Genomic DNA, 26,059 nt, shown 5'->3' with positions numbered 1-26,059 from the left:
TGCCCACTCCCTTGTTTCTACTTCAAGACATACAGCAGGTCACCTTGTCACCGACAGAAGCATGGGCGTTTTCCGGCGGATCTACCCATGCCGTGCTCATCGTGACAAAAGGATCGGGCCGGATACTGAACGAGTTGGATCAAGCCACTCTACTAGATGGAAGTGTGCTGGTTCTTTCTCGAGAATCTGCGAGGCAAGTACGCGCTGATACAGATGATCCACTCCGTTTCCTCGTATTTTATTTTGATGCCCTGCAACAGTCAGATCAGGTCACCAACGCGTACAGCCCGAGCCTTTCCTGGCATCTGGACCGCAGCTCATGTTTATTTCACCAGGTCGATCACGGCACGGAGCTTGCCCTCACGCTGTTTGCCCATCGACAAACCAATGATCCGTTGGAAGCTTTTCAAAATCAAATTCGCTTTCAGCAATTGTTGCACCTGATTTGGAGCCATGCAGAACAGCAATCTACCATAGAAACATCAAACGTTGTCGATCAGACTCTTTCTTACATTCATACAAATTATGCGGAGCCAATTACCTTAGACGATTTGGCGAATCGAGCTGGCCTTACCCCTCGGTATTACTCCGAAGTCTTCAAGAAAAAGGTCGGAAAAAGCCCGATCGAATATTTGACGAGCTGCCGGATGGAGCATGCGAAGACGCTACTTCGCGAATCGAATAAACGATTGCGCGAAGTAGCACGCCTGGTCGGTTATGCCGATGAGTTTTACTTCAGCAGACGCTTCAAACAGCAGATAGGCGTGTCGCCAACTGTCTTTGTCCGCATGAATCAGAAGCAAATGGCACCCGTCACCTTCCACTATGCCGAGTATTTATTGGCACTGGGAATCAGACCAGTTGGCGCTCCCGAAGAGCAGGTCACTTATTTACGCGAGCAATTGCGGATGAAAGAGGCAGATGAGATTGTCAGCCTGCCCGAGAACACGCCAGACTTGATCGAACCATTGCAACCGACGTTCATTTTGACAGAATCGACAGGAGATTGCGCTACTTTCTCCAAGATTGCACCTACTCTTGCACTTCCGTGGCTTGCGCATGATGTATTTGGTCATTTGAACATACTGGCCGATGTGCTTGGCATGAAAGATCAGGCACACATGTGGCTCAGGCAGCATGAACAGAAGGTTTTGAAGGCGAAGCGATGCATCGACGCTCATATCCAAAAGGAAGAAACTTTCTTGATCCTCAATGTGCGCCCACAGAGCCTATTTGCATACGGTGCCAGAAATATCGGGCATGTACTATACAAATCCTTGAAGCTGACGCCACCCAGAATCATTCAAGAAGAGTTGACACGCAACCCCAATTTTTGGGCGACTACAATCAACGAGGATCAATTAAGCCAGTACGCAGCAGATTGGCTGTTCGTTCATATTTTTGATGATGATCTCTCACGGGCACACTTCAAAGAGTTAATGAAACAGGATGTATGGCAACGAATTCCTGCTGTACAAAAAGGGCAAGTGGTCATTCTCAATCCGATTTGGTTTTCGTATGATCCCCTCTCCCTCGACATCCAGCTGGAAGAGATCGTCCAAATTTTGACCCATTCTAACACCACCACATTGTCCAAAGAAATACGGAACATTCTCCATGGATGAAAAGAGTACATTCAGGGTAAGATGAACTTTGTTAATGAGAATCATTTTCATTCATGGAGGATTTACGATGAAACGATTACGCATACAAGCTTGGCTGCCCGGATTCATGATGCTTTCCTTGCTCTTGCTCACGGCATGCGGTCAGACAGCCAGCACCAATCCATCGGCACCTGCACAAGAGAACAAAGATAGCGAAACACGCGTATTGAAGCACGCGAAAGGCGAATCCACCATTCCCTTAAAGCCAAAACGTGTCGTAGCCCTGCAATATGTGGGCTCTATGCTTGCTCTAGGTGTGAAGCCAATCGGAGCATTGAAGGGACATATGGAAGGTGCGGACATGGCTCCGTTGGTCAGTGGCATCGAAGTCGTGGGAGATTATGATGCTTACAATCTGGAGAAAATCCTTGAATTGCAGCCTGACTTGATCCTGACAGGCTCCGATGACGAACAACAAGTATATGAGAAGCTGACAAAAATCGCCCCCGTTGTTGCAATCGATTTTGATCAATACGATGTCTTTGGTCATGTACAGAAGGTAGCGGAAGCACTAGGCATGGAGAAAGAAGGCAAGGCTTGGGAAGAAAAGTACAAAGCAAAGGTGGAAGAAGCTCGCAAGCTCGTACAAGCCAAGGTCGGAAAAAACGAAACCGTCGCAGCTATGAACGTACGTGCGAAAACAATCAAAATGTACGGCGCTCGTAATATGGGGCATGTTTTGTACAACGATCTACAGTTGACGCCACCTGCACTCATCAAGACCGAGATTGAAAAAGACCCGCTGTTCTGGTCAAATGACCTGTCGATGGAGCTTTTGCCAGAATATACGGCCGACCATATTTTCCTGATGCTGTTCCCAGGGGAAGATGCCACCCAATATCTAAAAGAAATCGAGCAAAGCAGTCTGTGGAAAAACTTGCCTGCCGTCAAAAATAACCATGTTTATGTTGTCGACGTGGACAGATGGCTAGGATACGACGCCATTCTGATTGAAAAGCAGCTGGATGAAGCTGTGCAGTATTTGACCGGAACGAAAAAATAACCATGCAAAAACAGCCCAGAAGCGCAGCTTCGCGGGCTGTTTTTTATCAATTGCTAACAGGCTGTTGCTGTGGAACCTTCCCTCTGTTCTCTTTTCCCTCTGGAATGAGCAGATTCAAAAGCACGGTTGCCAATGCCCCTACTGTAATGCCTGACGATAAAATGTAGTTCACGAAATCTGGTACTCCTGCGAGTGCATCTTTTGGCAGGACCGTTACCGCCATTGTCAGCAGAATTGGCAAACCAATCACCATCATTGTCCGATCATCAATCGTAATGTTTTGAATGACTTTGATCCCATTCGCCACAATCGCTACACACACGATCCCAAAAATCCCGTTGATGACTGGCTCCGGTATACAAGTAATCGCCGCCGACAGCTTCGGCACCAGCCCAAGGGCAATCAAGATCAATCCTCCGGCCATAATCGCCATCCGGCTTCCTACTCCTGTCACCGCAATCAACCCTGCATTGGAGGAATAGCCAGTCGTAGGTGTACCTCCGAACAATGCCCCGACAAAGCACCCCAAGCCTTCACCGACAGCACCGCGATTCAGTCTCTCCTCCGTCAATTCACTGTTCGTTACCGTAGAGACGACGAACCAAGTCCCTGTTGTTTCAATCATGATAATCATATAAACAAAAAGCATCGTCAAAACAGCACTGAGATCAAATACAGGAGCCCCATACGGAAACAGCTTCGGCATGGACAGCCACGGTGCTTGTCCAACCGGACTAAAATCTACCGTTCCAAAAAAAGCAGCGGTTACCGTTCCGACGAAAATCGCAATCAGGACAGATACCAGTCTAAAAAACGCCCCCGCAACCTTTGCTCTTGTGCCCAGCAGCATACAGATGACAAGCACACCAGCTGAAACGGCGGCAATCAAAATGTTGGTCCAAATATTTCCCGGGGAGTGATAAATGTTTCCCATCCCTGTTGGCATCAAAGCAATGCCTACGATGATGATCACCGTCCCGCCAACTAGCGGTGGAATGAATTTGCGAACCGCTTTGGCAAACCACTTCAATGGATACCCCATCAGGGCCACAAACAGCGCTCCGGGAATCATGCTGCCAATCATCGCACCCATCCCCAGCTTACTGCCGATCGCAGCCAGCGCACCGATGGGTACATAGGAAGGGCCTTGCACGACAGGCAAACGCAATCCAAATCCAGTCTGGATCAACGTCCCGATACCCGTCGCAAGAAAACACATTTGAATAAAGAAAGAAGTGCTTGAAGCGTCCATGGTCAGCAGCCCAGCAATAATAATAGGAGCAATGTACAAGTCCATAGCTAACACATGCTGCAAACCAAGTAAAAACGCCTTGCCCACACTGATTTTGTCATCGACGCCCACAACAAGCTGATTGCTTTCTCGATGTTGTTCCACTTTCAAAAGGCCTCCCTAGTGGTAGTTTAGCTAATTACGAACGATACAAGTGGAATTATACTGGATAAATCCGTTTTTAGGCAACTATTCACGTAATAAATAGGTATTATCGCTTTATAATGTTCGTGTTTTCTGTTGACTTCCCTTCTACTCTCCCGCTACAATGAGTGAATAACCGAAGTATCGACAAAGGGAGTGTCTCATCAATGATCGTGCAAGATACCGTGCTGCGTAATGAGTGGATCGTCGCCTGTCGTTCGGTGGATGTGCAAGACCGCCCCATCCAGGTCACCATTATGGGCGAGCGGGTCGTCCTCTTCCGCAACGAAGAAGGAATCCATGCGTTTAAAGACCTCTGTATTCACAGAGGCGCTGCCCTGTCTCTGGGCTGTGTCCGAGATGGAAAGCTGGTCTGTCCGTATCATGGATGGGAATATGAAGCATCCGGCGCCTGTGTAAAAATCCCTCAGTTGCCTGCCGAACAAGCGATACCCGGCAAAGCGCGTGCTATTTTATACGGCTGTACAGAGCGATATGGATTCGTGTGGGTGAATCTCGCCAACCAATCTCCTGAGTTTTTTGCCCTGCCGGAATTTGAGGATCATCGTTTTCGAAATGTCATCTGGGGGCCACAGACAGTCATGGCCAAGCCTCCACGCGTCGTAGAGAACTTTTTGGATGTAGGCCACCTGGCTGTCGTTCATGAGGGTTATTTGGGTGTCGAAACGCATATGGAAATCGGGGATTACCGCGTTCACCGCGACGAGAACGGTGTTATTCGCACAGATGAGATCAAGATTTTTCAGCCTGACCCGGACGGTACTGGTCAAGCGAAGCACGTCTATTACACGTACGAAATCCTCCGTCCGCTCACGGTAAAATTCACGAAACGCGATGCGGAAAACGGCAATCTGATGTCTATTTTGCTTACTGTGATGCCGCTGGATGAAGCGCGAAGCGTAGCTTATGGCGTACTTTCTTTTAATTATGAGACGAACCTTTCCGATGAGGAAATCATTAGCTTCCAAAACCTCATCTTCGCTCAAGATAAACCGATCGTGGAAAATCAAAAGCCTGAGGACCTGCCACTTGATTTACAAGTAGAGCTATCCTTAAAATGCGACCGTGCGAGCATCGCTTACCGTCAATACTTGACGGAGATGGGTATCACGTTCGGTACGGCATAAGCTTCTTAACGAAAATAAAAGGACCTGCCAACTCCGTGATTGCTCACGTAGGTTAACAGGTCCTCTTGTACTTTGTCGTACAGCTTTTATAAAAGCGGAGACAACAGCCGCGTCAACGATTCCAGCAAGCGTAAACGCAGTGGTCGGTTTACATACTCTCCCAGTGTCATCTCCCGGCAATCAGCCAGATCGGAGACAAACAATTCCTCCAGCTCCTCTGCCATCTTCGAATCGTACATAAACGCATTCGTCTCGAAATTCAGCTTGAAGCTACGAATATCAACATTGGCTGTTCCCACAGATGACAACTGGGTATCAACCACGATTGTTTTGGCGTGCATGAAACCTTTTTCGTAGAGGTAGCAGCGAACACCGCTCTTTAACAAATCACCGAGATAAGAGTGAGTAGCCCAGAATACCAACAAATGATCTGGCTTTCCTGGGACCATCACCCGTACATCTACCCCGGACATTGCCGCCATCTTCAGTGCGGTTAGCATACCTTCATCGGGAACGAAATACGGCGTCTGCAAGTAAATCTTTTTCCGTGCCTTGTAGATCATCTTCAAAAATGCATGCTTAATTTGCTCTTTTTCCGAGTTTGGCCCGCTCGATACGATCTGAACGCCAATCGTGCCCTCGGACTCATGAATCTCCGGAAAATACGCCAGTGACTCATGCATTCTTTTCGGAGCGGACAAATTCCAGTCCAGGAAAAAGCGTGCTTGCAGCATGTACACCGCTCTTCCCTCTATCAGCAAATGGGTGTCACGCCAATACCCCAGCTTCTTATCCTTACCCAGGTATTCATCCCCAATGTTGAAGCCTCCGATATAGCCAATCTTTCCATCAATAATCGTCAGTTTACGATGATTCCTGAAGTTGACCCGAAAATTAAGGAACGGAATCTTCGCCGGGAAAAAGGAAGCGACTTGTCCCCCCGCCTCTACCAGTGGGCGCAGGAACCGGGAGGAGACACCAGAGGAACCTACCGCATCATAGAGCAATCGAACCTCGACGCCCTCCTTAGCCTTCTTCGTCAACAGTTGAATGAGCTGTTTCCCTAGATCATCGTCATTCAAAATATAGTACAGCAAATGTATATGCTCGCGAGCTTCCTCCATCTGTTTGAACATGAGGTTGAACAGACTATGGCCTTCCTTAAAAACCTGAATGGTATTATCCTGCGTATAGTACGCTCCATCACTTACCACGTTCATGAAAATCATGTCGCGGTGTCTCTCCATCTCAGGGTCGTTCACCTGTAGTTCACCATGGGCAAGCAACTGCTTTTGTCTATCGACCGCAGCTCGAAAATGAGAAAATTCCCCTTCCTTGAGCCGATACAGCTTTTTCTTGCTTAGCTTATGTCCAAAAATCAGGTAAACGATAAACCCGATGCCCGGCAAAAACAGCAGAACCATCAACCAGGCCCAGGTTGCCGCGATGTTTCGCCTCTCCATGAAAATAAGAACGGCAGCCAAAATCAGGTTACCTATTGTTATAATCGCAAATATTTTTTCAAACATTGCCATCACACCACATCCACCTCTAGGATTTCTCCCATATTACAACATTTACTATTGGGATTCATCCTTCCTATCCATCTAGTTTGTCCTATGTTGTCAATAGTTTTCCGCTCTTCATGATACATTTGTCGTCCAAATACACATCTGGCTCTTTGACAACCAGATCAATATGTACCCCCGCAACAATTGTCCCGCCAAACGTGTTGTTGCTACCAAAGGCTACGTGAATCGTTCCGTACACCTTCTCGTCCTCTAACACAACTCCCGTTATACGTGCCTTATCATTCGTTCCGATTCCGAATTCACCCAGCATCCGCCCGTCTTGGTCCCCAAGCATTTGCAGGAGGCGTTCACCCGCCGTTCCTTCTGCCTCTGTGATCCGACCATTTTGGACCGTCAATAGCAGAGGCGAATCAATTTTTCCGATACCGGCGATGGAGCCATCGACAAGGATTTGTCCCTCTGCTGTCCCTTCCAATGGGGCGATATACGCTTCTCCGGAAGGAAGATTGCCCGATTCTCCAGGATTGACGTACATGCCCGTACTCGGCACCCCATTGCGATCTGCGATGGAAAACGTCAGTGACTTGCCCGCTTTTTCGATCCGCACGGTACTTGCCCGCGTCAGCATTTCGGTCACGCGCTCGGTGAGTGCCTTTACTTGTGTATAGTCAGCGGAAATCGCTCCCGCAAGGAACATGTCTTCCGTAATAGCTGGCATGGTAGCCAGTCTTGTACCATTTGCTGCTGCTTCTTTTCGTGCTTTTGTATGAGTCAAAGAGTGCTGGGTCACACATACCACCACATCTGCGCTCTTCATCGCCGCTGCAACAGCCGCAGGAGGTTCTTGACCGGACTTTTCCCGCTCCTTCATGACCATCAGCATCGCTTCTGCCCCGAGCTGTTTACCCGCTTCCCAGAGCGCCTCACCGATGTCCCGCTTCCGCTCGTCGGCCACCACCAAAAATGTCTCATTCGCCTGTAATGCCAAGCAATTCATCAAAATGCCTTTGCTGGATTCTATCAATGTCACGCCGCATCATCCTTCTCATCTATCTATGGTTAGATTATATCCACTTTTTTCTTGCAAACTCTTCTGTCTTCGCTAGATTAGATCGTTAGTCCTGCCCTTATCAAGTTTATCGGAATCTTCTTGCTTTTGCTGTAAGATTTAGTATGATTAGAATACAAATGAAAACGCTTAAGACAATGAGGTCTTCTACCCGCGCTTTGCAAAAGGCGTGGGGAAGACCTTTTTCTTTTGAAAGAAATGATAACGTTTTCATTTGGGGATCGAGAAAAAGAAAAAGGGGATGACAACAATGTCACACAGAAAAGTACAACCCAAAACGTGGTGGCTGACCATGCTGATGATCGTCGCTCTACTCGCGATGCAAATGCCAGCTTTGGCCAAGGACACCAACGTGCAGATGCTCGACAAGGGGAAATGGGCACCTGCGACTTATCAAGCCGTCCATGAATTGATTGAGAAAAACGGCGTCAAGAGCGCTACCTACAATGCCAAGAAAAAGCCGTATGTCGTTTTTGACTGGGACAATACGAGTATCATGCATGACACCGAAGAAGCGCTGTTTGTCTATCAGATCAACCATTTGGCTTACAAGCTCACACCAGAAGAATTCGGGAAGGTCATCCGCACGAATGTACCAGAGGGACCGTTTTCCGATTCGTATAAAAATGTTGACGGCAAGCCTGTCACACTCGATGCCATCGCGACTGATCTCGTAGCCGACTACACGTACTTATATCAAAATTATCAAGGTCTTAAAGGAACAAAGTCGCTGGAAGAAGTGACAGCAACAGAGCAGTTCGCAGATTTCAAAGCCAAGCTGTTTTTCTTGTATGAAGCAATCAACGATACACACAGCAACTCGATTGGCTATCCATGGGTACTCTACCTCTTCACGAACATGAAAGTGGAAGAAGTACAACAGTTGGCGGAAGCATCCAATGATCTCAGCCTCGGTATGTCGATTCAAAAAGTAACCTGGACGAGCCCGAAATCGTTGGCAGGCAAAGCAGGCGTGGTGAAAGCCTCTCATACAACAGGCCTGCGCCTCACTTCCGAAGTCGCAAACCTGATGAACACGCTGCGTGCCAATGGCATCGATGTGTATGTCGTGAGTGCCTCCTTGGAAGATGTCGTTCGTGTCTTTGCCACTCTCCCGAAATATGGCTACAATCTCCCAGCGGAGAACATCATCGGCATGCGTCTGAAAACAGAAAACGGACGGATTACGAATGTGTACCAGCCTGACTACCCGATCACGGTAGCCCACGGCAAGACGGAAGTGATCCAGGATGTATTGGTGAAAAAGTATGGTCATGGCCCTATCTTCATCGCAGGCGATAGCAATGGCGATTTCGAGATGATGACTGAACTCGACAGCGTGCAACTCGTGCTCGTCGTAAACCGCGTCAAGGGCGGCAAAATTGGGCAGCAAATTACCAAAGGTGCCGAACAAATGGGCAAAGCAAAACCTACGGTTGTCCTGCAAGGACGTGACGAGAACACAGGTATGTGGATTCCGAGTGAAGCGACGATCCGACTCGGGCAGAAAGAACCACAGTTGGTCGCGAAATAACGTAGAAAAAACCGCCCTTGTACCGGGGCGGTTTTCTTCTTTATTGATTGGTAACTGGAATTCTCCACTCTAGCGGATATTTTTTCTGAACAGCATCTAGTCGTAGTGTGAGCTTCTCCGGGAGCTTGGTTATTTCTCCGCCTTCCCAATCTCTGCTGTCCTCCAGCCGAATTTTGTACGTTGCTCGCTCGCGTCCTGACTGATCAACGGGTCCCTTGGATTGATGACCCATTTTAGCCCGGTAGGTTGTCCCCTGCCCATCTTGAAGTACCCACCAAGGCAAATAAATCCTCGTAATATCTCTGGATTGTATCTCGATCTCCATTTCCATTTGCTGTTTTTCCGAATCATCATCTTTTGCCAGCTTGATGCTTTTCAACGTAAAGATATCTTCTCCCACTTGTTGGATCACTGGCTTCTTGTTCAATTCATCCGGATGGAAGGTGACACTCATATCGTACGGGATTGCCTTATGGAGGCTATTTATGACGAGTGTCGCTGCTTTGCCTTTTGGCAACGGATCGTCGTCATTGATCCAACGGAAATGCCCATAGCGATCCATGGAATAAGAATTATAGATGATTCTTTCCTTCCCCTTGCTACCATCTGCTCCCTCGTAGTAATATCCCAGCCCATATTGCTGATACGGAAGAAATGGAGCGTAATCGGGGTTCGTCGTCTTTCCGGTTAGCTGTTTTGCTTCTTGTTCCAGTTGTTTTTTGGCCGCCTCTGTCCATTGTGTTTCCAGCTCAATTCGGGTGGCCGTTGGTGTGTGGACGATCTGGTGCAGGGTCATCTTTAATCCATGCTTCGTCATTTGCGTTTGATTGACAGGCAACACAGTGGTTGCCGCTGTTGTTTTTGCCATCGTGATCGGAACTTGCAGCTTCCAGTTTCCTTTTCTATCACCGATTTCATCAAAATGGATCGACAACGTCTTCGGAAGGGGCTCTTGTTCTTTTTCCCCGAGGATAAACCGGACGACTCCCACATTTTCTTCAAAGGTAGTTCCCCACTTGTCAGTCATGACCTCCCCTTTGGCATCCAGCAATTCAACGGCAGTGGATTCTGCGTTTGTCGCTGACGGATTAGGGAGCAACGGCTTGCCATCCGACTGCTTAATCATTAAAGCAACCATTACCTGCACCGGATCAGCAATGATTTCCTTTACCTCCAAGGTAATCCCCTGATCCGTAACAGAAAGATTCGATGTTTCGGAGAAGCCTTGTCTCGCCGCCTGTTGCACTCCTTCATCGAATCCGTCTTGAGCAAAGATCGATTTGACATAGGCCGCAAATGTTGGGGACACTTGCATGCTTGTGAGCAGAGCGACTACGACTGCGGAAGCGATGCCGATGGATGTCCATTTTTTGCTTCGGAAAACTGAGCGTCTTCTCACTTGCACTACGTGATTCTTGCATGGCATGTGAAAATTCGGCGTCTCGACAGCTCCCGCTACTTTCCTAAGCGTCTCTTGGATTTGCCGTTCCTCGTTAGTCATGAGTCATTGCCCCTTCCCGCAAAAAATCAGATGGAATGCAACTCTTGTCCAATTGCTGTGCAATCAGCTTCCTCGCCTTATGCATGCGCGATTTGACTGTCCCCTCGAAGGAACCCGTAATTTTGGCGATCTCCGACACGCTGAAGCCCTCGTAATAGTAAAGAATAATGACCGCGCGATGCTCCGCCTTCATGCTGCGAATCGCCTGCCATATTTGCCGCTGCTCCTCCCGCTGGATCACGTTGTCCAACGGTGTTGTCGCTTCTTCCGGGATCATCTCTTCGTATTCCACCACGGGCTTCTGCTTGCGTACCAGATTCAGAGCCCGAAACGTAATGATCCGGTATAGCCAATTGCGAAAGACCATGCCCCGTTTTTTATCGAGTCGGTCTATGTGCTGATACGCTTCGATGAGCCCTTCCTGAACGGCGTCCTGCGCCAGATGCTTGTCATGAATGATCAAATACGCTGTCCGGTATGCCATCGCCAGATAAGGCTTGACCAATTGCTCAAAGGCTTCTGGCTCGTCCTCTTGGCATTTGGCAATCAACTCCCACTCATCCACAGCGTTCCCTCCCTTCGTTTTTGCTCTACTGTATATTCACGAGAACGCGGCGTTTGGTTCACGTTACATAGGCGAAAAAATACTGAACATGGAAAAACCCGTCCCCTGAACAGAAACGGGTGGATACTATGCGTAAGCAGCTAAAATAAGAAATACAAAATAATAGTGACTACATACAATTGCCATACTTTTTTTTTGAACTTGATACAAAACTTTTCCAATACGACAGATAACCATTCGCAACCTTTTAGTAATAGCATAAAAACTCCCATACCGACAACTAAGGCGAAATCTAGTGGGCTAAGTATACTCTCGATATAGTTATACACTTTAGTGATTAGCAGGAAAAGCACAAAGACGAAAAAGGAATAGTATGTCACTGAGGAAACCTCCACTATGTCATTACAACGAAAATAGGGAGCACTTAGCTCCCCGTTTCTTTTGTAATTATCCGTTATCTCCTTTTTCTGTCTACTTCGTAATGATCTTGCTGTTGAGAAAGACTTTGGGGAGCTAATTAGGAGAGGATGCAATGAGTTGTTCAACTTCGTTTCTAAGCTCAGAGATATTTTCTCCTGAATAATTTTCTTGCAAGAAAAAAAGATTATTATGTTTATTACCATGTTCTATTACTTCCAATGAAACTTGGGATACAAGGGTTTCCTCGTCATTAATCTTTATTTTTCCTTGAACTGACCCTACTACGTTATAGACGTCATCTTTATCTTCTGTTAAGAAAACAAAATATTTATTTCCTTCTTTCATAGGAATACTTCCTTCAATCCCTACCGATGTCATTCTGGGTTCACCATTATCATCATTCACTAATTTAGATCCTGGCTTTCCTGCGAAATATTTGGCCGCCTCTCTTTCATCGAATTCCCCTCCAGTTTCCAGTACAGATACTGTATCATCTATCTCTACATCACCTTTATAGACTTTCGTTACTCTTAATTCAGAGACTGTATATACATCTAGTCTTTCATAATTAGGGTTATTTTCTTGAGAAATAACTTCAGCTTCGGCTATGATATCTGCATTTTCAGCTAGACCCTCCACGTCAGTGAATGTCTCGGTAAACATTGCTTCACCAGAAACGATTCTATAATCTGAATCACTGGAATAAAGAAAACTCTGTTTTTTCAAGTCACCTATATAGTAAACAGCAAATCCTGCAATTGCTATAAAACCAATAGTAGCCAATGCTATTTTTTTTGTGGATTTTAAATTCTTAATGCTAATCATTCGTATTCTCCTTCCTACAAAATGATAGACAAATTCCTTCGCTTGATAGGCATGGGGTCTGCTCACGATGCAAAAAAAATAAGACATGAACCGAACCTTTTTCCGCTAAAGAAGCAATATAGTGTGTAAGCTGCTTATTCAGAAAACAAATAGAACAATCCGATTCACATTATTTACAACAAAAAAGGAGCGAAGTAATTATGAAAAAACGATTAATTGGTGGAATCGTTGCCACTGCGATTTTGATTCCAGCTGCAGCATTTGCGGCTTCTGCCGTGATTGACATGCCTGCAAGAACACCAATGACTACTGAACAAGTCAAGGTGGATGAGGTTGGCAAATCAACGCTTGAGAAGCTGTATCTCGCATATCCTGAAACAAAATCGTTTGAGATTATCGATGCAAGCAATGTTCAAGGTGATGTATCCAAAGGGAAAAATGTAGTCAACGTGAACCAAACAAGCATTGTACTACAGGAAAAAGGAGGAACCGGCAAAAAGATTACCCTCCATACAAACGGTAGTACGGGTGAGATCGAACACGTGATTCAAGAGAATTGGGAGCCAAAGGAGAAGTCACTCATTACGTTAACCGATCAGGAAATCAAGACTAAGGTAAATGATCTTATTGATAAAATGTATGGCAACGTCGAACAATACAAGGTTGCTATCGAGCAAATGGAGAATCCAAACCAAAAAACATGGATGTTGAATTACACCAATGAGATGTTCAAAGAACCAGTCTACCAGGTTTTTGTTCAGGACAATACCATTAGTGTTACTAAGATCGTAGGTATTCCTACAGGTCCTGATACACCTTCAAACATTAAAGTAGAAGGCCTATTCTCTTTAAATGGTAAGCCTGATTATAGTGCTGATAACTTTTTAAACGATGAAAAACTGTTTGCTTTACTAAAAATAAGCCCGACAGAATTAAAACAAGAATTAGCAAAAGGTAAAACTGTTGTGGAGATTGCAGCATCTAAAAATGTCTCGAAACAACAAGTAATTGATGTGATTGCAGAAACACAGTCTAGAGCACAACTTCAAGGTGATGGAGTACCGATCTCCGAGCATTCACTGAAACAAATGATGAAAGCAATTGAACCAAAATTATTGCCAATCATTGAACACAAAACGGAAACGAAATGGTAGAAAAACCGAGTCAACTAGGTTACACAAGTAAAAGAGAAGAGGCGGGAGAACCGTCTCTTTTTTTTATGGACTAATTTTTCAGAATTCAGGCCAAAATAAGCCAGATAGTCTAGCTTATTGGACTCGAAGGGTAACATACTTTACTGGACTTTCTTTTGAATCAAACGTAAATCTTAGTAGGGTTCCACCATTTTCATATTCCAATATAAACGTATTGTCACCTGTGTCATCCATAAACTCTCTAGAGGGTTCCCCTAATTTATTTTTGATTTCCTCAGGTTTTCCAGTCATTCCAACAGTCTTTGGTTCGGCATTCATTAAGACGACTTTACTCGTATCCTTTACTTCATCAATTGAATTAGCATAGTCTTCGAATTGTAAATCAAAACCCTCATAATATACTGTGAATCCATACTCAGAATTTCCACTTTTGACGGGGGTTCCGATTTTATCTAGAACCTCTTTCTTTGTTGCTCCAATGCCTATTAAGACACCTTCTAATTGTCCATTTTTTACTTTCTCCAAAGTGTCCGATTGAGCAGAATTAACAGGAATATCTTCAGTTTTTTCAGAAACATTGGAGCAGCCAAATAAAGTTATTGAGCTAAGAACTACAACAAGTAAAGTATTACGACATAATTTAGGCAGATCAACCACACTCCTCATAAATAGATTGGTCAGTAGTAGGAGTAGATCGTAGGCTAGTGATTTATTGGTAATTATATAACCGCACTTTAATATGGATGCTACAAGAAAAACGAACATGTGGGTTTACAAGGTAAGGAGTTCTAGACACAAAAAATAGCCGGTTATACTGCTAGTGTTAACCGGCTATCTGGAAGCAAATTCGAGATTATTCTTCCTTTTCGTAATCCCATGTTCCATTGTTTGCATTAATCTTAAATTAAAAGTAACAACAAAATACTTTGATTATATTTTTTGGTTGTATTGTTTAAATTCAACTAATGTATTAGGCATATTTAATGGCCACATTCTTCCCTCAATGAAAATATAGCTAAAAACATACTTACCATTTTGTTCGATTTGATCATATGCCTCTTTAGCACTAAGTGTATTACTCTTTACTGGAGAGGAGCTTAACAAGCTTACCTCATCTCCAATTCTAATTGTCTTCTCATTGCTACAAAATTCAGTTTCGTTATTTAAACAAATATGCTTGATACTAAGAAAATATTTGTCATTTTCTACCCATTTGTTTGTTACTACAACCCACCCATACGTTTTGCTATGTGCCTGAAAATTCATATATAACCCAATCATACTAAGCAAAAACAGGAGCATAATACCTAGTACTACTTTTTTTTCATGATACATCCGCCCCTTACTGAAAATACAATAAAAAGGGAAGGAAGCCCTCCCTTCTCATTGTATTAATTATTCGGTCGATCATCACCAATTTCAATACTTTCATTCCATTTCCACTTATCACACAAGTGGTCACTAAATATAATTCCTGCTGGACCAGTTTTTTAAAATACACTACATGACCTTCCTATCAATTCATCATCCAGTTTCGACTTAAATATGTCTAGAGTCGGCGAATACCTAGATAATAGTTAATGGAAGGGTCTTGGGAGGCCTTGAGGTGTGAGAAGGACTTACTTTTCCATTTTCAATCTGTTTTGAGCAATGACAATATATTTATCCAATTGTTCGCTTACAGCCAAAACCTTATCATGTGAGAGACCGTACTTCCCCGCCAATTCCATCATTTCCCGTCGTAGCTGTTCGATTCTATTATCCAACTCTAAATGGCAACCGATTTCCTTTACCATGCCCCGGATCGTACACTTACTTTTAGGGGCTGATGTTGCTCCTCTTTTGGCGGAGTTTCCTGGGTACAATGAAACGTCCCTATCTAAAATATTTGCGATAGCAGTAATATCCAACGCCCCCTCTCTTTTACAATTTATTACATATAATTACTATACATGGATGTGCAGAAATTCACCGATTAAGAAAAATTGAATAGAAAAAAACATCCCATCAGAGGGATGTTTTTTCGGTTACGATCTATTTAACTGACTATTCCTTGAATGTCAATTCTCTAGGAATCTGTTCCATGCTCATACATAATTATACTAATGTTATTGGGCTTCTCTATGGATGGAGATCCAGTAAATATAGCGAAAACCATAACCACTGATAAAATAATTCTTTTCATATGTTAAACCTCCCTTAATTTATATATGCCCACCAAAATTTAGCATATAATGAGAGTTTGCGGATTTCCATCAAATTATTTTGGGAGATTTACCCTCTTTCTGCCCGTTACAATGGTCTGATATTGCTCCACTTGTGATGCAGACGCATACTGTCTATACTCTTCGAATAATGAGACGCATTTAAGAACATCCTCATGCCTACTCACGGAATCTGCCAGAGAAAGACAAGTTAACGTTTCTTCAATTCCTTTCTCTATCCGCCCTTTGCCGAATTCATAAATGGCTATCTGGTAACGAAACCGAAGCTGTCTGTCCAATCCAATAGCTTCTTTAAATTGACCAAAACTGTCAATGTGCGAAAAAAAGCGTTCTAATATCTCATCCACACAAAATTGGTACGTATTAGCTGATTTCATAATAGAAATTAAACCAGCAAGTATTTCATTTGTCGGAAGACTTTCAAGATAGCCAGCATACTCCTCAATGATGCTTGTATTGCCAGCTAGTACCTCTAATGTGTATAAGTTAGCCTTTGCCCAAACCCGGAATTTTTCTACCTCTTGGTGCCCGACTTCATCCAGTAGTTCAAACCATCCTAAATCAGCGTAAGCATGTACATATGGTTTCGCCTGTACATACAGCCCTTGCATTTCCAATGCTGCACCTTTGAATAAGTGTCCTATTGCATAATAATAGACCAAGTGACGTTCTGTCTCCAAGGGTTCTCTTGTTTTGTTTCTTTTCAACCTGTCCAACTCATGTATGTAAATCGTTTCTGCTAGAAACCGTAATTCATCAGCGTACTGTTCTGATTTCTTCCATTTCTGCAAAGAGTAACAGACCCGCGTTAATTGAAATAAGGCGTCCAACTGGTAGTTTTCAGGAAGCCTATTCCGATAGGGGGAAAACCGAATAACTGCCTCCCCATTTTCTTCAGAATTGGTCCCGAGTGCAGCTCGAAATAATCGATACTGACTCCTCACGAATTGGTCAGAGTGTCCATCCTTCTCGCTATCCACGACAGCCTGATAAAAAGGTACGGACTCTTTTTGTTTCCCGCTTTCATATAGCTGTTCCGCCACTAAAAAGAGGGTCGAAATATTTTTAGGGTTGTCCAACAATTTAGGAACAACCTCATCTATACAATCCTGCCGCCCAAACTCTGCACATCGAATCAAATATGGTATCAACCGAGGGCGCGATATTCTCCCCTCTGATATACATTCTTCCGTATACAATTCGTACAACCAACCTGGTTCGCGACCAAACACCGCAGCGAGCGCGTCTAATTGACCAATGGTCATAGCCCGCGGTGGATTTCCGTTCAGAATCTCGCTTAAACTCCCATGGTTGATGCCCGTTAATTCACCTAATTTACTCAAGGTATAGCCGCACTCTCTACGGTGTCTTTCAATCTCTGACCGCAGCGACCAGTGCAATGTCCCTTGCAGCCCCCCCATAAAGAATCATCCCCTAAATTTTTCCTTAATTTTACAATAAAATATATTTTTTTGGAAGATTCGGCTTTACATTTCTTCATATTTTATTAAACTAGTTCGTCACTTTTCGCACAATTCCTCCAATGTCTTACAGGTGTTTGCACTTCGTGACAATTACACCCTATTGAATCAGCTTTTATGCGAATACAGCCCCGTAGGAAGAAGCGGATTTCCAGTCCTAGCGCCTCTGGAGCCCTACCCAGCTCCGAAATAAATAGCGGGGGTTTTCAGCTTCAACCTCTGAAAAAACATCCTCCAAGCTCTACTTTTGAAGCGCTCCCGCTATTTATTTCGGAGCGAACAGTACCCGCCCTCAGCAGGGCGTAGGCCGAAGCGTAGACTGGAAATCCGCTTCTTCCCTCCACTATCCACATTGTAAAAAAAGCTCCGCCAAAACATCTGGCGAAGCTTTCATTTTAAACTCGTGCTTATGGCATAGCTACTTTCATAACTGCACGAACGGAATCTGCGGATTTATCCAATGCTGCTTTCTCAGCAGCAGTCAGATCCAGCTCGATGACTTGTTCGATACCGTTTCCACCCAAGAGAGTTGGTACACCCAGGTAGATATCGTTGTAGCCATACTCGCCTTGGAGCAAAGCGATGGAAGGCAAGATGCGCTTCTTGTCTTTCAAGATCGCTTCTGCCATTTCTACCAGAGCTGCCGCAGGTGCATAGTAAGCGGAACCGTTACCCAAGAGAGCTACGATTTCGCCGCCACCTTTGCGTGTACGCTCTACGATAGCATCCAGACGATCTTGTGGGATCAATTTTTCGAGTGGGATGCCACCTGCGTAGGAGTAACGCAAGAGTGGTACCATGTCGTCACCGTGACCGCCCAATACGAAGCCTGTTACGTCATTAACAGATACATTCAGTTCCATTGCTACGAACGTACGGAAGCGAGCTGTATCCAGTACGCCGGATTGACCGATTACGCGGTGTTTCGGGAAGCCGGACGTTTTGTAGAATGTATACGTCATCGCATCTACCGGGTTGGACAGGATGAGTACGATGGAGTTTGGTGCATATGTTTTCACTTGCTCAGCAACAGAGCGCATGATAGCTGCGTTAGTCGCTACCAAGTCGTCGCGGGACATACCTGGCTTACGAGCAATACCTGCTGTGATGATTACGATATCGGAGCCTTCGATGTCTTTGTAGTCAGAAGTACCTGTAATGTTAGCATCGAAGCCGAGAACTGGGGAAGCTTCCATCATGTCGAGTGCTTTACCCTTCGTTGGGTTTTCCAGTTGAGGGATATCGACCAAAACGATGTCAGCCAGCTCTTTTTGCGCCATGATGAACGCAGTTGTCGCTCCTGTAAAACCACTACCGATGACGGCTACTTTTTTTCTACGAAATGTCATGCTGAATCCTCCTCGTCATGTTACAAGACTAGTTTTACACCACTTGCTTTTTGCTCCAGCATTTTGGAGAGAATGGTCCCGATGTGGGCCCCCGCCTCAACCGGAGATGTACCTTGACGATGAATATTCGAGATCACTGTACGCTCTGATTCTACCATACCTTTGCGTGGACGGTAGCACATGTATGCACTCATGGAATGCGCCGTAACCAATCCTGGACGCTCTCCGATCAGGAGTACCAATACTTCTGGCTCCAAAATCTCGCCGACGTGATCCATGCTGGCTACGCGTCCGCCTTGGATAAAGAACGGTGTGCCGCAGGTCAGTCCATAGCTTTTCAGAGAGTCCATCAGGGATGGAAGCACGTCTTTCAGGTTCGCATCCACCGCAGCGGCACTCAAGCCGTCCGAAACGACGATTTGTACCTGCGGTTTCTTTTGGCAGCGCTCTTGCAGCAAGCGCACGCCTTCCTCCGTGAGGACGCGCCCCATATCCGGACGCTTTAGATAGTTTTCGGTGTTGTCATACTGCGTTTCCACTGTGAACAAGGAGTACTGATCGAGCACCGCTTGACTGACTTCACCGTATACAGCATCTACAGCCGCAGCATGGTCGCGACGCAATTCGAGCATCGTTTTAGTCAAAGGTCTCACACCTGTACGCCAAACTCCGATGCGCGCTGGCGTGCTGGACAGCAGTTCATCCAAGCCTTCCTTGTACTTCGGATTCGGTACGTGTGATGTTCTCTCAGGCTCTGCTGATGGAGCAAGTTGCTCATTCACCGCTGGAGCTTGCGTCGGAGCCGTCGCCGCACTCGTTACTGGCTCTGCCTTTGGTTCCGATCTCAATTGGATCAAGCCCGTCTCTGCTTTTGGTGACGGAGCTTGTTCTGTGGCCTCACCCAGCTTCTTTTGCAGCTCTGCTACTACTTTATCTACCAAGAAATCTAATTGTTGTTCCATCCGTCTTTCACCTCCTGATCTTACATGAAGATTGTCGGATCGCCTGCTTTTGCAGTCAGCCTACCGTTTTCCATGATGCCCATTTTCTCCAGCCATTTTTCAAAATCTGGTGCCGGGCGCAGTCCCATCACTTCACGGAACGCGGCAATATCATGGAAGCTCGTCGATTGATAGTTGAGCATGACATCGTCAGCCATAGCTACCCCGATGACGAAGTTAACTCCTGCCGACGAGAGCAAGATACCGAGATTGTCCATATCGTTCTGATCGACCTTCATGTGGTTCGTGTAGCATACGTCACAGCCCATTGGCAAACCGTGCATTTTGCCCATGTAATGGTCTTCCAAGCCTGCGCGGATTACTTGACGGCTGTCGTACAAATACTCAGGTCCGATAAATCCAACTACCGTATTCACGATAAATGGATTGTATTTGCGAGCCAAACCGTAGCAGCGCGCTTCCATCGTTACCTGGTCCATGCCGTGATGCGCCTCGGAAGACAGCTCAGAGCCTTGGCCTGTCTCGAAGTACCAGAAGTTCGGTCCATAGGAAGTACCTTCTTTGCGCATCAGCTCGTCTGCCTCATCCAACAGCGCTACATCAATACCAAATGCATTGTTTCCTTTTTCACTACCCGCCAAACTTTGGAAAATCAAGTCTGCTGGTGCCCCATTACGGATGGCACGCATTTGAGTAGATACGTGAGCCAATACGCAGTTTTGGGTCGGGATATCGAACTTGGTCATCACGTCTTTGGTCATGTTCAAAATGTCTTTGACGCTGTCCGCTGTATCGATAACCGGGTTGATCCCGATAACCGCATCGCCGATTCCGTAGCTCAATCCTTCGTACAGAGACGCCTTGATGCCTTGTACGTTATCGGATGGATGGTTCGGCTGTACACGAGAAGCCAATACGCCCTTTTGACCGATTACGGTGTTGGCATGCGTCACAACTTTAATCTTGGACGCAGCCGTAATCAAGTCCAGGTTGCTCATGAGCTTGGCAGTCGCTGCAATCATCTCACTGGACAAGCCGCGGCTGATGCGCTTGAGTTCATTATCGCCTGCTTGATGGCTCAAAATGTACTCGCGGAGTTCTGCTACACTCCAGTTTTTGATTTCGCTGTAAATTTTTTCGTTGATACCTTCTTCGATCACACGGGATACTTCGTCTTCTTCTGCCGGAACCATCGGATTGTTGCGGATATCCGCCAGCGTCAGATCAGCCAAAACTTGCTTGGCAGCTACACGTTCCCGGGAATCAGCAGCGGCGAGACCAGCCAGCTGGTCGCCTGATTTATCTTCATTAGCCTTCGCGAAAACTTCTTTCAAATCGCGAAATTGATAGGTCTGTCCAAGCACAGTCGTTTTCGTGTTCATCACGTCCACCCCTTCTTACGTTACGGCCTTTCATCAAACGCGAGTGTTTTGACGACAACGGGAATGATCGTTCCCGAGATCGGCTCACCGAGATCGATGTAATCGCCGTATTCCACACGCACCTGATCGATGCAAATGATTTCCGGTGCCCCTTTACAACGCAGCGCCAAGGCCTGCCCGAGCGCTTTCGCCATATCTGTTTCACAGATCACGACCATGGTTTGACTCTCGGGGAAACTTGCCCGGTATTGCTCCGACAGCTCCTGGGAAAGCGTCTGTAGCAGAGCGTACGAGCAATACCCGATGCCGGAGATCGCGAGTGCGAAAGGAATCCCTGTCGTTTTTTCAAACAGGCGCTCACCCAGTTGGTAGATCGAAGCCACTTCCTGTCGCAGTCGTGCGGCATCTGCCAATTGTTCCTCGGTAAGCTCTAGCTTGAGAATCGGAATATTTTTAATCGGCAACAGCTCCGGCTTGATATGCACGGTTGAACCGCTAATCTCCGTACTCTGCATCCCCGCGCCAATTACCGTTGCCCGTACTGTCTGATCCGGGTCTAGCCACTGTACCGGATACGTTCCTTTTTCGCGCTCCTGCTGGAGTACATATCCGAGCAGCGGGCCAAAATCGCCATATCGGCTTGCATCCGAAATATTTTGGACGGGAGGTCCGCTCATGAGCAGGCCTACACCACCTGAGACGGTCAATTCAGCAACAGGGATGGAATCGCGCAAATGCGGCCCCAAGACGAGCAAGCCTGATACTTGTCGCTCTTTCCCCGTCAAATAATCGAGCATGCTGCGTCCCAACTGTTCAGCAACCTCTGTGAGCTGCGCGAATCCGATTTCCTGTCCGACTTGAATACGCAATCCTTTTGCCGACAGCCATTGTTGAATGTTCGGCGACACGTATTGAACGACGCCCTGCGGACTGAGACGGATCAGTCTTCCTCCGACGTGGAATGTAACCGTCGCAATCGCGCGACCACGTTGGAAGTAGGCTGCATTCGCTGTTCCTCCGCCAATATCGACATTGACGATCACACCTTGTATGGCTTGCGAGCGCTTTTCTGCGCCAGCGCCCTTGCCCGCCAACACGCCTTCGAGGTCAGCACCTGCTGTCGCTACCACGAAATCCCCGGAGCGTTCAGCCAGCAGATGAACGATATGCTGTGCGTTCTTTTTGCTGGCTGTTTCTCCAGTAATGATGACCGCCCCGGACTTGATTTGAGACAAGCTGATTTGTGCCTTGTTGTACTCGGCTGCAAGAATCGATCCGATTCCGTCAGCGTCGATTTCATCAAATCCGATGAGCGGTGTGGAATGTACTTCACTCGCATACAGCAATTGTCGCTCCACGATCTGATAACGCGGCAGCGAAAACGTGCTGGACATGCGACCCAATCGCAATCGGCTTACGATCATTTTGGTTGTGCTTGTTCCCACATCGATCCCGACGCTTTGGATCCATTGTTCGTCCATATGAACCTCCTTGAACCATTGGCGTGTCAGACGGGCTTACGAAAAAACGCTTGAACAGCCGGTCCCTTGCTCCCGGTCTGATTCAAGCGCCTTTGCTCTCTTCGTATCTACTTGTCACTGCTTTTTATGATAACGTCAGTACTAGCCTTGTGTGGACATGGCCTGCTCGCCCGACAAAATCTCTTCTGCCAGCTTCACAAGCGGCATGCGCCGTTGCATGCTTACTTGCTGCATCCATTTGTAAGCCGCATCCTCTTCCAAGGATAGGGCACTCATCAGCTTTCCTTTTGCTTTTTCCACTGCTTTGCGATCCTCGATCTTTTGCTTCAGATCATTGATATCCTTCTTCAGTGAAACGACTTTTTCCTTTTGACTGAGTGCGATTTCTACTGCGGGAATCAAGTCATCCTCCGACACCGGCTTCACCAAGTAAGCCGTCACACCCGCTTTTCTGGCATCCTGGACGAGTTCCTTTTGGCTATAAGCCGTCAAGAGAAGAATGGAACTGTCTGAAAAGGAACGAATGATACTGCTTGCCTTGATTCCATTCAAGACAGGCATTTTCACATCCATGATGATCAGATCGGGCTTGTGACGATGGGCCTGTTCGACTGCCTCTTCTCCGTTTTTCGCCTCGGCAACCACTAAATACCCTTCATTTTCGAGCATCTCGCGCAAATCCATGCGAATAATCGGCTCGTCATCAACCACCATAATCTTCGGCTGTGTCATCTTCATCCTCCTTTTGGATCGGATAGAGGATGGTTACCTCTGTTCCGTTCCCAGTGTTGCGGAAATGCATCGTGCCTTCGAGGTCTTCCCTGACCAGCGTATCGACAATTTTCAGGCCGAGATGTCCCTTTTTGTGGATTTGCTCCATGTCCTCGATGCCTACTCCGTCATCTGTCACAGACAGACTAACGAAGTCTTCCTTGGCAACCAGTGCAATAGAGATTTTCCCTTCATGCAGGTCATGAAAACCATGAATCATGCAATTTTGAATCAGCTCGGTGACGATCAAGGCAAACGATGTTGCTTTGTTGGACGGCAGATATACCGATTCGCCCGTCACCACGACGTGTATAGCTTGCTCAGAACGTCTCATCGAAGAGACGATTATTTTCGATATTTTGGTTAAAATCTCTTTGAAGTCAATCTGCTCCAGACCATCCTGTGCCAAGTATTCGTGAATAATGGCGATGCTGTTGATGCGATTGATGCTTTCCCTGTATACCTTTTCAATCTCGTTGGACTGCGAACGCCGCATTTGCAGGCGCAGTAGGCTAGAGATGGTTTGCAAATTGTTTTTGACCCGATGGTGAATCTCTTTGATCACCGCGGATTTGATCATTAATTGCTTTTCTTTTTCCCGAATGTCCGATATGTCTCGCAGGAGAATGAATCCCCCAATGATGTCTTGTTTGCGGACGGACGAAACCGCTTTCATCATGATAAAATGTTTGCCTTTTGACAGCTCCTCCTGAATATAACCCCCGTTGCGTACAAAATTCTCCGGGGAAACTCTCCAGGAAAAAATACGTTCAATGCTCTCGCCCTTTTCCGGCCGTTCAAAGCCAATCAAAGAGAGCAGCTTGTGGGCACGGCCATTGGCGTACGTGATAACCCCACTCTGATCAAACAAAATCATGCCCTCGTGCAAAAGCGACGAAATGGGCAGATCAGGCACAGCGAACTGGATGAGCGTCTCACTTAACTGCTCCGTTGTTTCCTTGAGCATTTCGACGTTTTTTTCCTGTTCCACCTGTTTGGATATATCTTGTTCAGTTATCAAGGTCCCGATTGTTTTTCCAGCCGCATTCGTGATGGGTACGACACTTTGTCGCATCACGACTTGCTCCTGTGAAACCCCACGTGAACCGATGACGGGCTTGCCTGTCGTCAGACAATACATAACGGCCGGCTCATTAATCGCCGTCGCCAAATGCCCTACGACCGATCCACTGTACATAGAGCGTGCCGTACTCGGTGCAGCTTGTGCGACTACCATCGCAGCGCTCCGATCTACCGTCGGACAATCAATAAACATGTCCGCTTGAGACAGATCAGCAAAAATCTGAAGCTTGGAAGCCAGATCCTCCACAATCCGAATGTCGTCATCACTCAACGTCGTGGACGCTTTGCACACTTCTCGTATTGATTGCATGTGAACCTCTTTTCACCTGCTAGGAGTTGATATGACCTCATTTTCTCACAGACGCGCTACGGCGGAAAGGGGTGTAATACTGGTTAATCAAGCTTACTCATTGACAATTTCTTGCAAATGCGTTCGCAATTCTGATACTCCCTCACTTGTGAGCGAGGAGGTCCGGAAAATCTTCGCATTGCCGAGCGATTGACGCAGGAATTGTTCTGCTCTCTCCACATTTGCATCAGGATGATCCGTTTTGGTAATGACCCCGATGCACGATTGCGGAAACCCTTGTGAGAAGCCAGGAGGGAAATAATTGCGCTCCCGCGTAGCATCCTGCACCATCACAATGATCTTCGCCTCAAGAGAGGTAGCCATAAGTGTGCGGTAAAACATCGGGTTTTCGCTGTACTCACCCGGAGTGTCAATTGCCCAGTCCCGATATTCGAGCGCTTGTGTCTTTCTGGCAGGCTGTTCGTCATTGAACAGCGCCCGCACCAGAGAAGACTTTCCTGCTTCGATTGCACCGATAATCATTACACGGCCGGTCATGATTTCGTCACCAATGCCGGTGTAAACCGCAGTTTTTCGCTCAGTACCTGATTGACCGCTTCGACTGCCATTTCAACAGCGGATACATCTCCTACGACAATCAGTGAACCTGTAAAACGATCGAGAAACCCAAGCTCGACGCCAGCAGCCTTCGTCGCAATATCCGCGGCAATAATGGCTGTTTCGGTAGGCGTCAAAGTCAAGATGCCGATCGCACCGGCCTCATTGATACCTAGCTTGGTATAGAGCATTGGGTCAGGGTTTGCGATTACATGAGCCAACGTGACCTGTTTCCCTGGTACGAATTCCTGGATGACTCGTGAACGTTCCTGTTCCATTCCTATTCCTCTCTTCCTGCGGCACCCGGCACCTCAAACGAATCCACAATGCCTACGATGATCGCATCGATCGGCACACTGGTGCCGGAGAAAAGGATTCGGGCAGGCGTCCCACGAGAGACGATAACCTGCTCCCCGATTCCCGCACCGATCCTGTCCGCTGCGATAACGGTTTGTCCGCCTTCTTCGCCACGCCAATCAATCGGCTGAACCACCATGAGCTTGAGATTTTCCATGCCTGCTTCTTTTTGCGTGGCCCAGACGCTGCCGATCACTTTTCCCAAAAACAT

At 46.5% G+C, this 26,059-nt stretch carries 24 protein-coding genes; 5 read left to right on the top strand and 19 right to left on the bottom strand.

What is annotated here, in order from left to right; genetic code table 11:
- Nucleotides 1–11 precede the first annotated feature (11 nt).
- The gene (locus HP398_RS17770) at nucleotides 12–1,625 is read left to right on the top strand and encodes a helix-turn-helix domain-containing protein (protein WP_254476193.1); all 1,614 of its coding nucleotides are present in this window, start codon (nucleotides 12–14) and stop codon (nucleotides 1,623–1,625) included.
- 67 nt (nucleotides 1,626–1,692) lie between these two features.
- Nucleotides 1,693–2,667 (top strand): ABC transporter substrate-binding protein, encoded by a 975-nt coding sequence (locus HP398_RS17765; RefSeq protein ID WP_173623275.1) that lies wholly within the window; start codon nucleotides 1,693–1,695, stop codon nucleotides 2,665–2,667.
- 46 nt (nucleotides 2,668–2,713) lie between these two features.
- Here HP398_RS17765 and HP398_RS17760 read toward each other — a convergent pair whose 3' ends face one another.
- On the bottom strand, nucleotides 2,714–4,063 hold the full coding sequence (locus HP398_RS17760) for a uracil-xanthine permease family protein (protein ID WP_173623274.1): 1,350 nt from the start codon (nucleotides 4,061–4,063) through the stop codon (nucleotides 2,714–2,716).
- A gap of 206 nt (nucleotides 4,064–4,269) precedes the next feature.
- On the opposite strand from HP398_RS17760, the gene HP398_RS17755 reads away from it, so the two are divergent.
- Complete coding sequence (locus tag HP398_RS17755) at nucleotides 4,270–5,250, top strand: aromatic ring-hydroxylating oxygenase subunit alpha (protein ID WP_173623273.1); 981 nt, start codon at nucleotides 4,270–4,272, stop codon at nucleotides 5,248–5,250.
- Between the two features lie 86 nt (nucleotides 5,251–5,336).
- Here the strand turns inward: HP398_RS17755 and cls are convergent, their stop codons facing one another.
- Together cls and HP398_RS17745 are read right to left on the bottom strand one after the other, a co-directional pair.
- A complete protein-coding gene (gene cls / locus HP398_RS17750; RefSeq protein WP_173623272.1) occupies nucleotides 5,337–6,785 on the bottom strand; it encodes a cardiolipin synthase in 1,449 nt (482 codons plus the stop codon).
- A gap of 82 nt (nucleotides 6,786–6,867) precedes the next feature.
- Complete coding sequence (locus HP398_RS17745) at nucleotides 6,868–7,812, bottom strand: aminopeptidase (RefSeq protein ID WP_017252496.1); 945 nt, start codon at nucleotides 7,810–7,812, stop codon at nucleotides 6,868–6,870.
- Between the two features lie 289 nt (nucleotides 7,813–8,101).
- On the opposite strand from HP398_RS17745, the gene HP398_RS17740 reads away from it, so the two are divergent.
- The gene (locus HP398_RS17740) at nucleotides 8,102–9,385 is read left to right on the top strand and encodes a haloacid dehalogenase-like hydrolase (protein WP_173623271.1); all 1,284 of its coding nucleotides are present in this window, start codon (nucleotides 8,102–8,104) and stop codon (nucleotides 9,383–9,385) included.
- 40 nt (nucleotides 9,386–9,425) lie between these two features.
- Here the strand turns inward: HP398_RS17740 and HP398_RS17735 are convergent, their stop codons facing one another.
- The 3 genes from HP398_RS17735 to HP398_RS17725 form a co-directional block, all read right to left on the bottom strand.
- Nucleotides 9,426–10,886, bottom strand: coding sequence for a DUF4179 domain-containing protein (locus tag HP398_RS17735; protein WP_173623270.1), 1,461 nt, complete (start codon nucleotides 10,884–10,886; stop codon nucleotides 9,426–9,428).
- A complete protein-coding gene (locus tag HP398_RS17730; protein ID WP_017252499.1) occupies nucleotides 10,879–11,451 on the bottom strand; it encodes an RNA polymerase sigma factor in 573 nt (190 codons plus the stop codon). Before HP398_RS17730 ends, HP398_RS17735 begins: the two co-directional genes overlap by 8 nt.
- A gap of 513 nt (nucleotides 11,452–11,964) precedes the next feature.
- Nucleotides 11,965–12,696 (bottom strand): hypothetical protein, encoded by a 732-nt coding sequence (locus HP398_RS17725; RefSeq protein WP_017252501.1) that lies wholly within the window; start codon nucleotides 12,694–12,696, stop codon nucleotides 11,965–11,967.
- A 200-nt stretch (nucleotides 12,697–12,896) separates the two neighbouring features.
- Here HP398_RS17725 and HP398_RS17720 point away from each other — a divergent pair, with 200 nt between their 5' ends.
- On the top strand, nucleotides 12,897–13,850 hold the full coding sequence (locus HP398_RS17720) for a hypothetical protein (protein ID WP_173623269.1): 954 nt from the start codon (nucleotides 12,897–12,899) through the stop codon (nucleotides 13,848–13,850).
- Nucleotides 13,851–13,964: 114 nt separating this feature from the next.
- Here the strand turns inward: HP398_RS17720 and HP398_RS17715 are convergent, their stop codons facing one another.
- The 13 genes from HP398_RS17715 to HP398_RS17655 form a co-directional block, all read right to left on the bottom strand.
- Nucleotides 13,965–14,516: a DUF4309 domain-containing protein gene (locus HP398_RS17715; protein WP_217368749.1), complete on the bottom strand. Its 552-nt coding sequence runs from the start codon at nucleotides 14,514–14,516 to the stop codon at nucleotides 13,965–13,967.
- Nucleotides 14,517–14,780: 264 nt separating this feature from the next.
- Complete coding sequence (locus tag HP398_RS17710; RefSeq protein WP_173623268.1) at nucleotides 14,781–15,140, bottom strand: hypothetical protein; 360 nt, start codon at nucleotides 15,138–15,140, stop codon at nucleotides 14,781–14,783.
- Between the two features lie 329 nt (nucleotides 15,141–15,469).
- Entirely contained in the window at nucleotides 15,470–15,760 is a 291-nt protein-coding gene (locus HP398_RS17705) for an aspartyl-phosphate phosphatase Spo0E family protein (RefSeq protein ID WP_017252505.1), read from the bottom strand.
- Between the two features lie 350 nt (nucleotides 15,761–16,110).
- Nucleotides 16,111–17,496, bottom strand: a complete 1,386-nt coding sequence (locus HP398_RS17700; RefSeq protein ID WP_017252507.1) for a helix-turn-helix domain-containing protein — start codon at nucleotides 17,494–17,496, stop codon at nucleotides 16,111–16,113.
- A gap of 467 nt (nucleotides 17,497–17,963) precedes the next feature.
- Nucleotides 17,964–18,905, bottom strand: a complete 942-nt coding sequence (gene mdh, locus HP398_RS17695) for a malate dehydrogenase (protein ID WP_017252508.1) — start codon at nucleotides 18,903–18,905, stop codon at nucleotides 17,964–17,966.
- Nucleotides 18,906–18,925: 20 nt separating this feature from the next.
- A complete protein-coding gene (gene eutC / locus HP398_RS17690; RefSeq protein ID WP_017252509.1) occupies nucleotides 18,926–19,867 on the bottom strand; it encodes an ethanolamine ammonia-lyase subunit EutC in 942 nt (313 codons plus the stop codon).
- 20 nt (nucleotides 19,868–19,887) lie between these two features.
- A complete protein-coding gene (locus tag HP398_RS17685; RefSeq protein WP_017252510.1) occupies nucleotides 19,888–21,249 on the bottom strand; it encodes an ethanolamine ammonia-lyase subunit EutB in 1,362 nt (453 codons plus the stop codon).
- Between the two features lie 20 nt (nucleotides 21,250–21,269).
- Nucleotides 21,270–22,730, bottom strand: a complete 1,461-nt coding sequence (locus HP398_RS17680) for an ethanolamine ammonia-lyase reactivating factor EutA (protein WP_017252511.1) — start codon at nucleotides 22,728–22,730, stop codon at nucleotides 21,270–21,272.
- A 141-nt stretch (nucleotides 22,731–22,871) separates the two neighbouring features.
- Nucleotides 22,872–23,468 carry an ANTAR domain-containing response regulator gene (locus HP398_RS17675; protein WP_483297072.1) on the bottom strand — a complete coding sequence of 199 codons (597 nt, stop codon included), beginning with the start codon at nucleotides 23,466–23,468 and terminating at the stop codon, nucleotides 22,872–22,874.
- A complete protein-coding gene (locus tag HP398_RS17670; protein WP_017252513.1) occupies nucleotides 23,434–24,894 on the bottom strand; it encodes a sensor histidine kinase in 1,461 nt (486 codons plus the stop codon). The genes HP398_RS17675 and HP398_RS17670 overlap by 35 nt, the downstream gene beginning before the upstream one ends.
- Before the next feature lie 93 nt (nucleotides 24,895–24,987).
- Entirely contained in the window at nucleotides 24,988–25,431 is a 444-nt protein-coding gene (locus HP398_RS17665; protein WP_173623266.1) for a EutP/PduV family microcompartment system protein, read from the bottom strand.
- Nucleotides 25,428–25,769: an ethanolamine utilization microcompartment protein EutS gene (eutS, locus tag HP398_RS17660; RefSeq protein ID WP_007720097.1), complete on the bottom strand. Its 342-nt coding sequence runs from the start codon at nucleotides 25,767–25,769 to the stop codon at nucleotides 25,428–25,430. The genes HP398_RS17665 and eutS overlap by 4 nt, the downstream gene beginning before the upstream one ends.
- A gap of 2 nt (nucleotides 25,770–25,771) precedes the next feature.
- Nucleotides 25,772–26,059, bottom strand: a complete 288-nt coding sequence (locus tag HP398_RS17655; RefSeq protein WP_007720099.1) for a EutN/CcmL family microcompartment protein — start codon at nucleotides 26,057–26,059, stop codon at nucleotides 25,772–25,774.

Source organism: Brevibacillus sp. HB1.4B (assembly GCF_013284285.1).
Taxonomy (GTDB): domain Bacteria; phylum Bacillota; class Bacilli; order Brevibacillales; family Brevibacillaceae; genus Brevibacillus; species Brevibacillus porteri.
This window is presented reverse-complemented; position numbering and strand designations above follow the sequence as displayed.

Coding starts and splice junctions, on each gene's coding strand:
- HP398_RS17765 (WP_173623275.1), top strand. CDS start 1,693: ATGAAACGATTACGCATACAAGCTTGGCTGCCCGGATTCATGATGCTT.
- HP398_RS17700 (WP_017252507.1), bottom strand. CDS start 17,496: ATGGGGGGGCTGCAAGGGACATTGCACTGGTCGCTGCGGTCAGAGATT.
- HP398_RS17755 (WP_173623273.1), top strand. CDS start 4,270: ATGATCGTGCAAGATACCGTGCTGCGTAATGAGTGGATCGTCGCCTGT.
- HP398_RS17720 (WP_173623269.1), top strand. CDS start 12,897: ATGAAAAAACGATTAATTGGTGGAATCGTTGCCACTGCGATTTTGATT.
- mdh (WP_017252508.1), bottom strand. CDS start 18,905: ATGACATTTCGTAGAAAAAAAGTAGCCGTCATCGGTAGTGGTTTTACA.
- HP398_RS17655 (WP_007720099.1), bottom strand. CDS start 26,059: ATGTTTTTGGGAAAAGTGATCGGCAGCGTCTGGGCCACGCAAAAAGAA.
- HP398_RS17725 (WP_017252501.1), bottom strand. CDS start 12,696: ATGATTAGCATTAAGAATTTAAAATCCACAAAAAAAATAGCATTGGCT.
- HP398_RS17715 (WP_217368749.1), bottom strand. CDS start 14,516: ATGAGGAGTGTGGTTGATCTGCCTAAATTATGTCGTAATACTTTACTT.
- HP398_RS17685 (WP_017252510.1), bottom strand. CDS start 21,249: ATGAACACGAAAACGACTGTGCTTGGACAGACCTATCAATTTCGCGAT.
- eutC (WP_017252509.1), bottom strand. CDS start 19,867: ATGGAACAACAATTAGATTTCTTGGTAGATAAAGTAGTAGCAGAGCTG.
- eutS (WP_007720097.1), bottom strand. CDS start 25,769: ATGGAACAGGAACGTTCACGAGTCATCCAGGAATTCGTACCAGGGAAA.
- HP398_RS17740 (WP_173623271.1), top strand. CDS start 8,102: ATGTCACACAGAAAAGTACAACCCAAAACGTGGTGGCTGACCATGCTG.
- HP398_RS17675 (WP_483297072.1), bottom strand. CDS start 23,468: ATGAAGATGACACAGCCGAAGATTATGGTGGTTGATGACGAGCCGATT.
- HP398_RS17670 (WP_017252513.1), bottom strand. CDS start 24,894: ATGCAATCAATACGAGAAGTGTGCAAAGCGTCCACGACGTTGAGTGAT.
- cls (WP_173623272.1), bottom strand. CDS start 6,785: ATGGCAATGTTTGAAAAAATATTTGCGATTATAACAATAGGTAACCTG.
- HP398_RS17735 (WP_173623270.1), bottom strand. CDS start 10,886: ATGACTAACGAGGAACGGCAAATCCAAGAGACGCTTAGGAAAGTAGCG.
- HP398_RS17680 (WP_017252511.1), bottom strand. CDS start 22,730: ATGGACGAACAATGGATCCAAAGCGTCGGGATCGATGTGGGAACAAGC.
- HP398_RS17665 (WP_173623266.1), bottom strand. CDS start 25,431: ATGACCGGCCGTGTAATGATTATCGGTGCAATCGAAGCAGGAAAGTCT.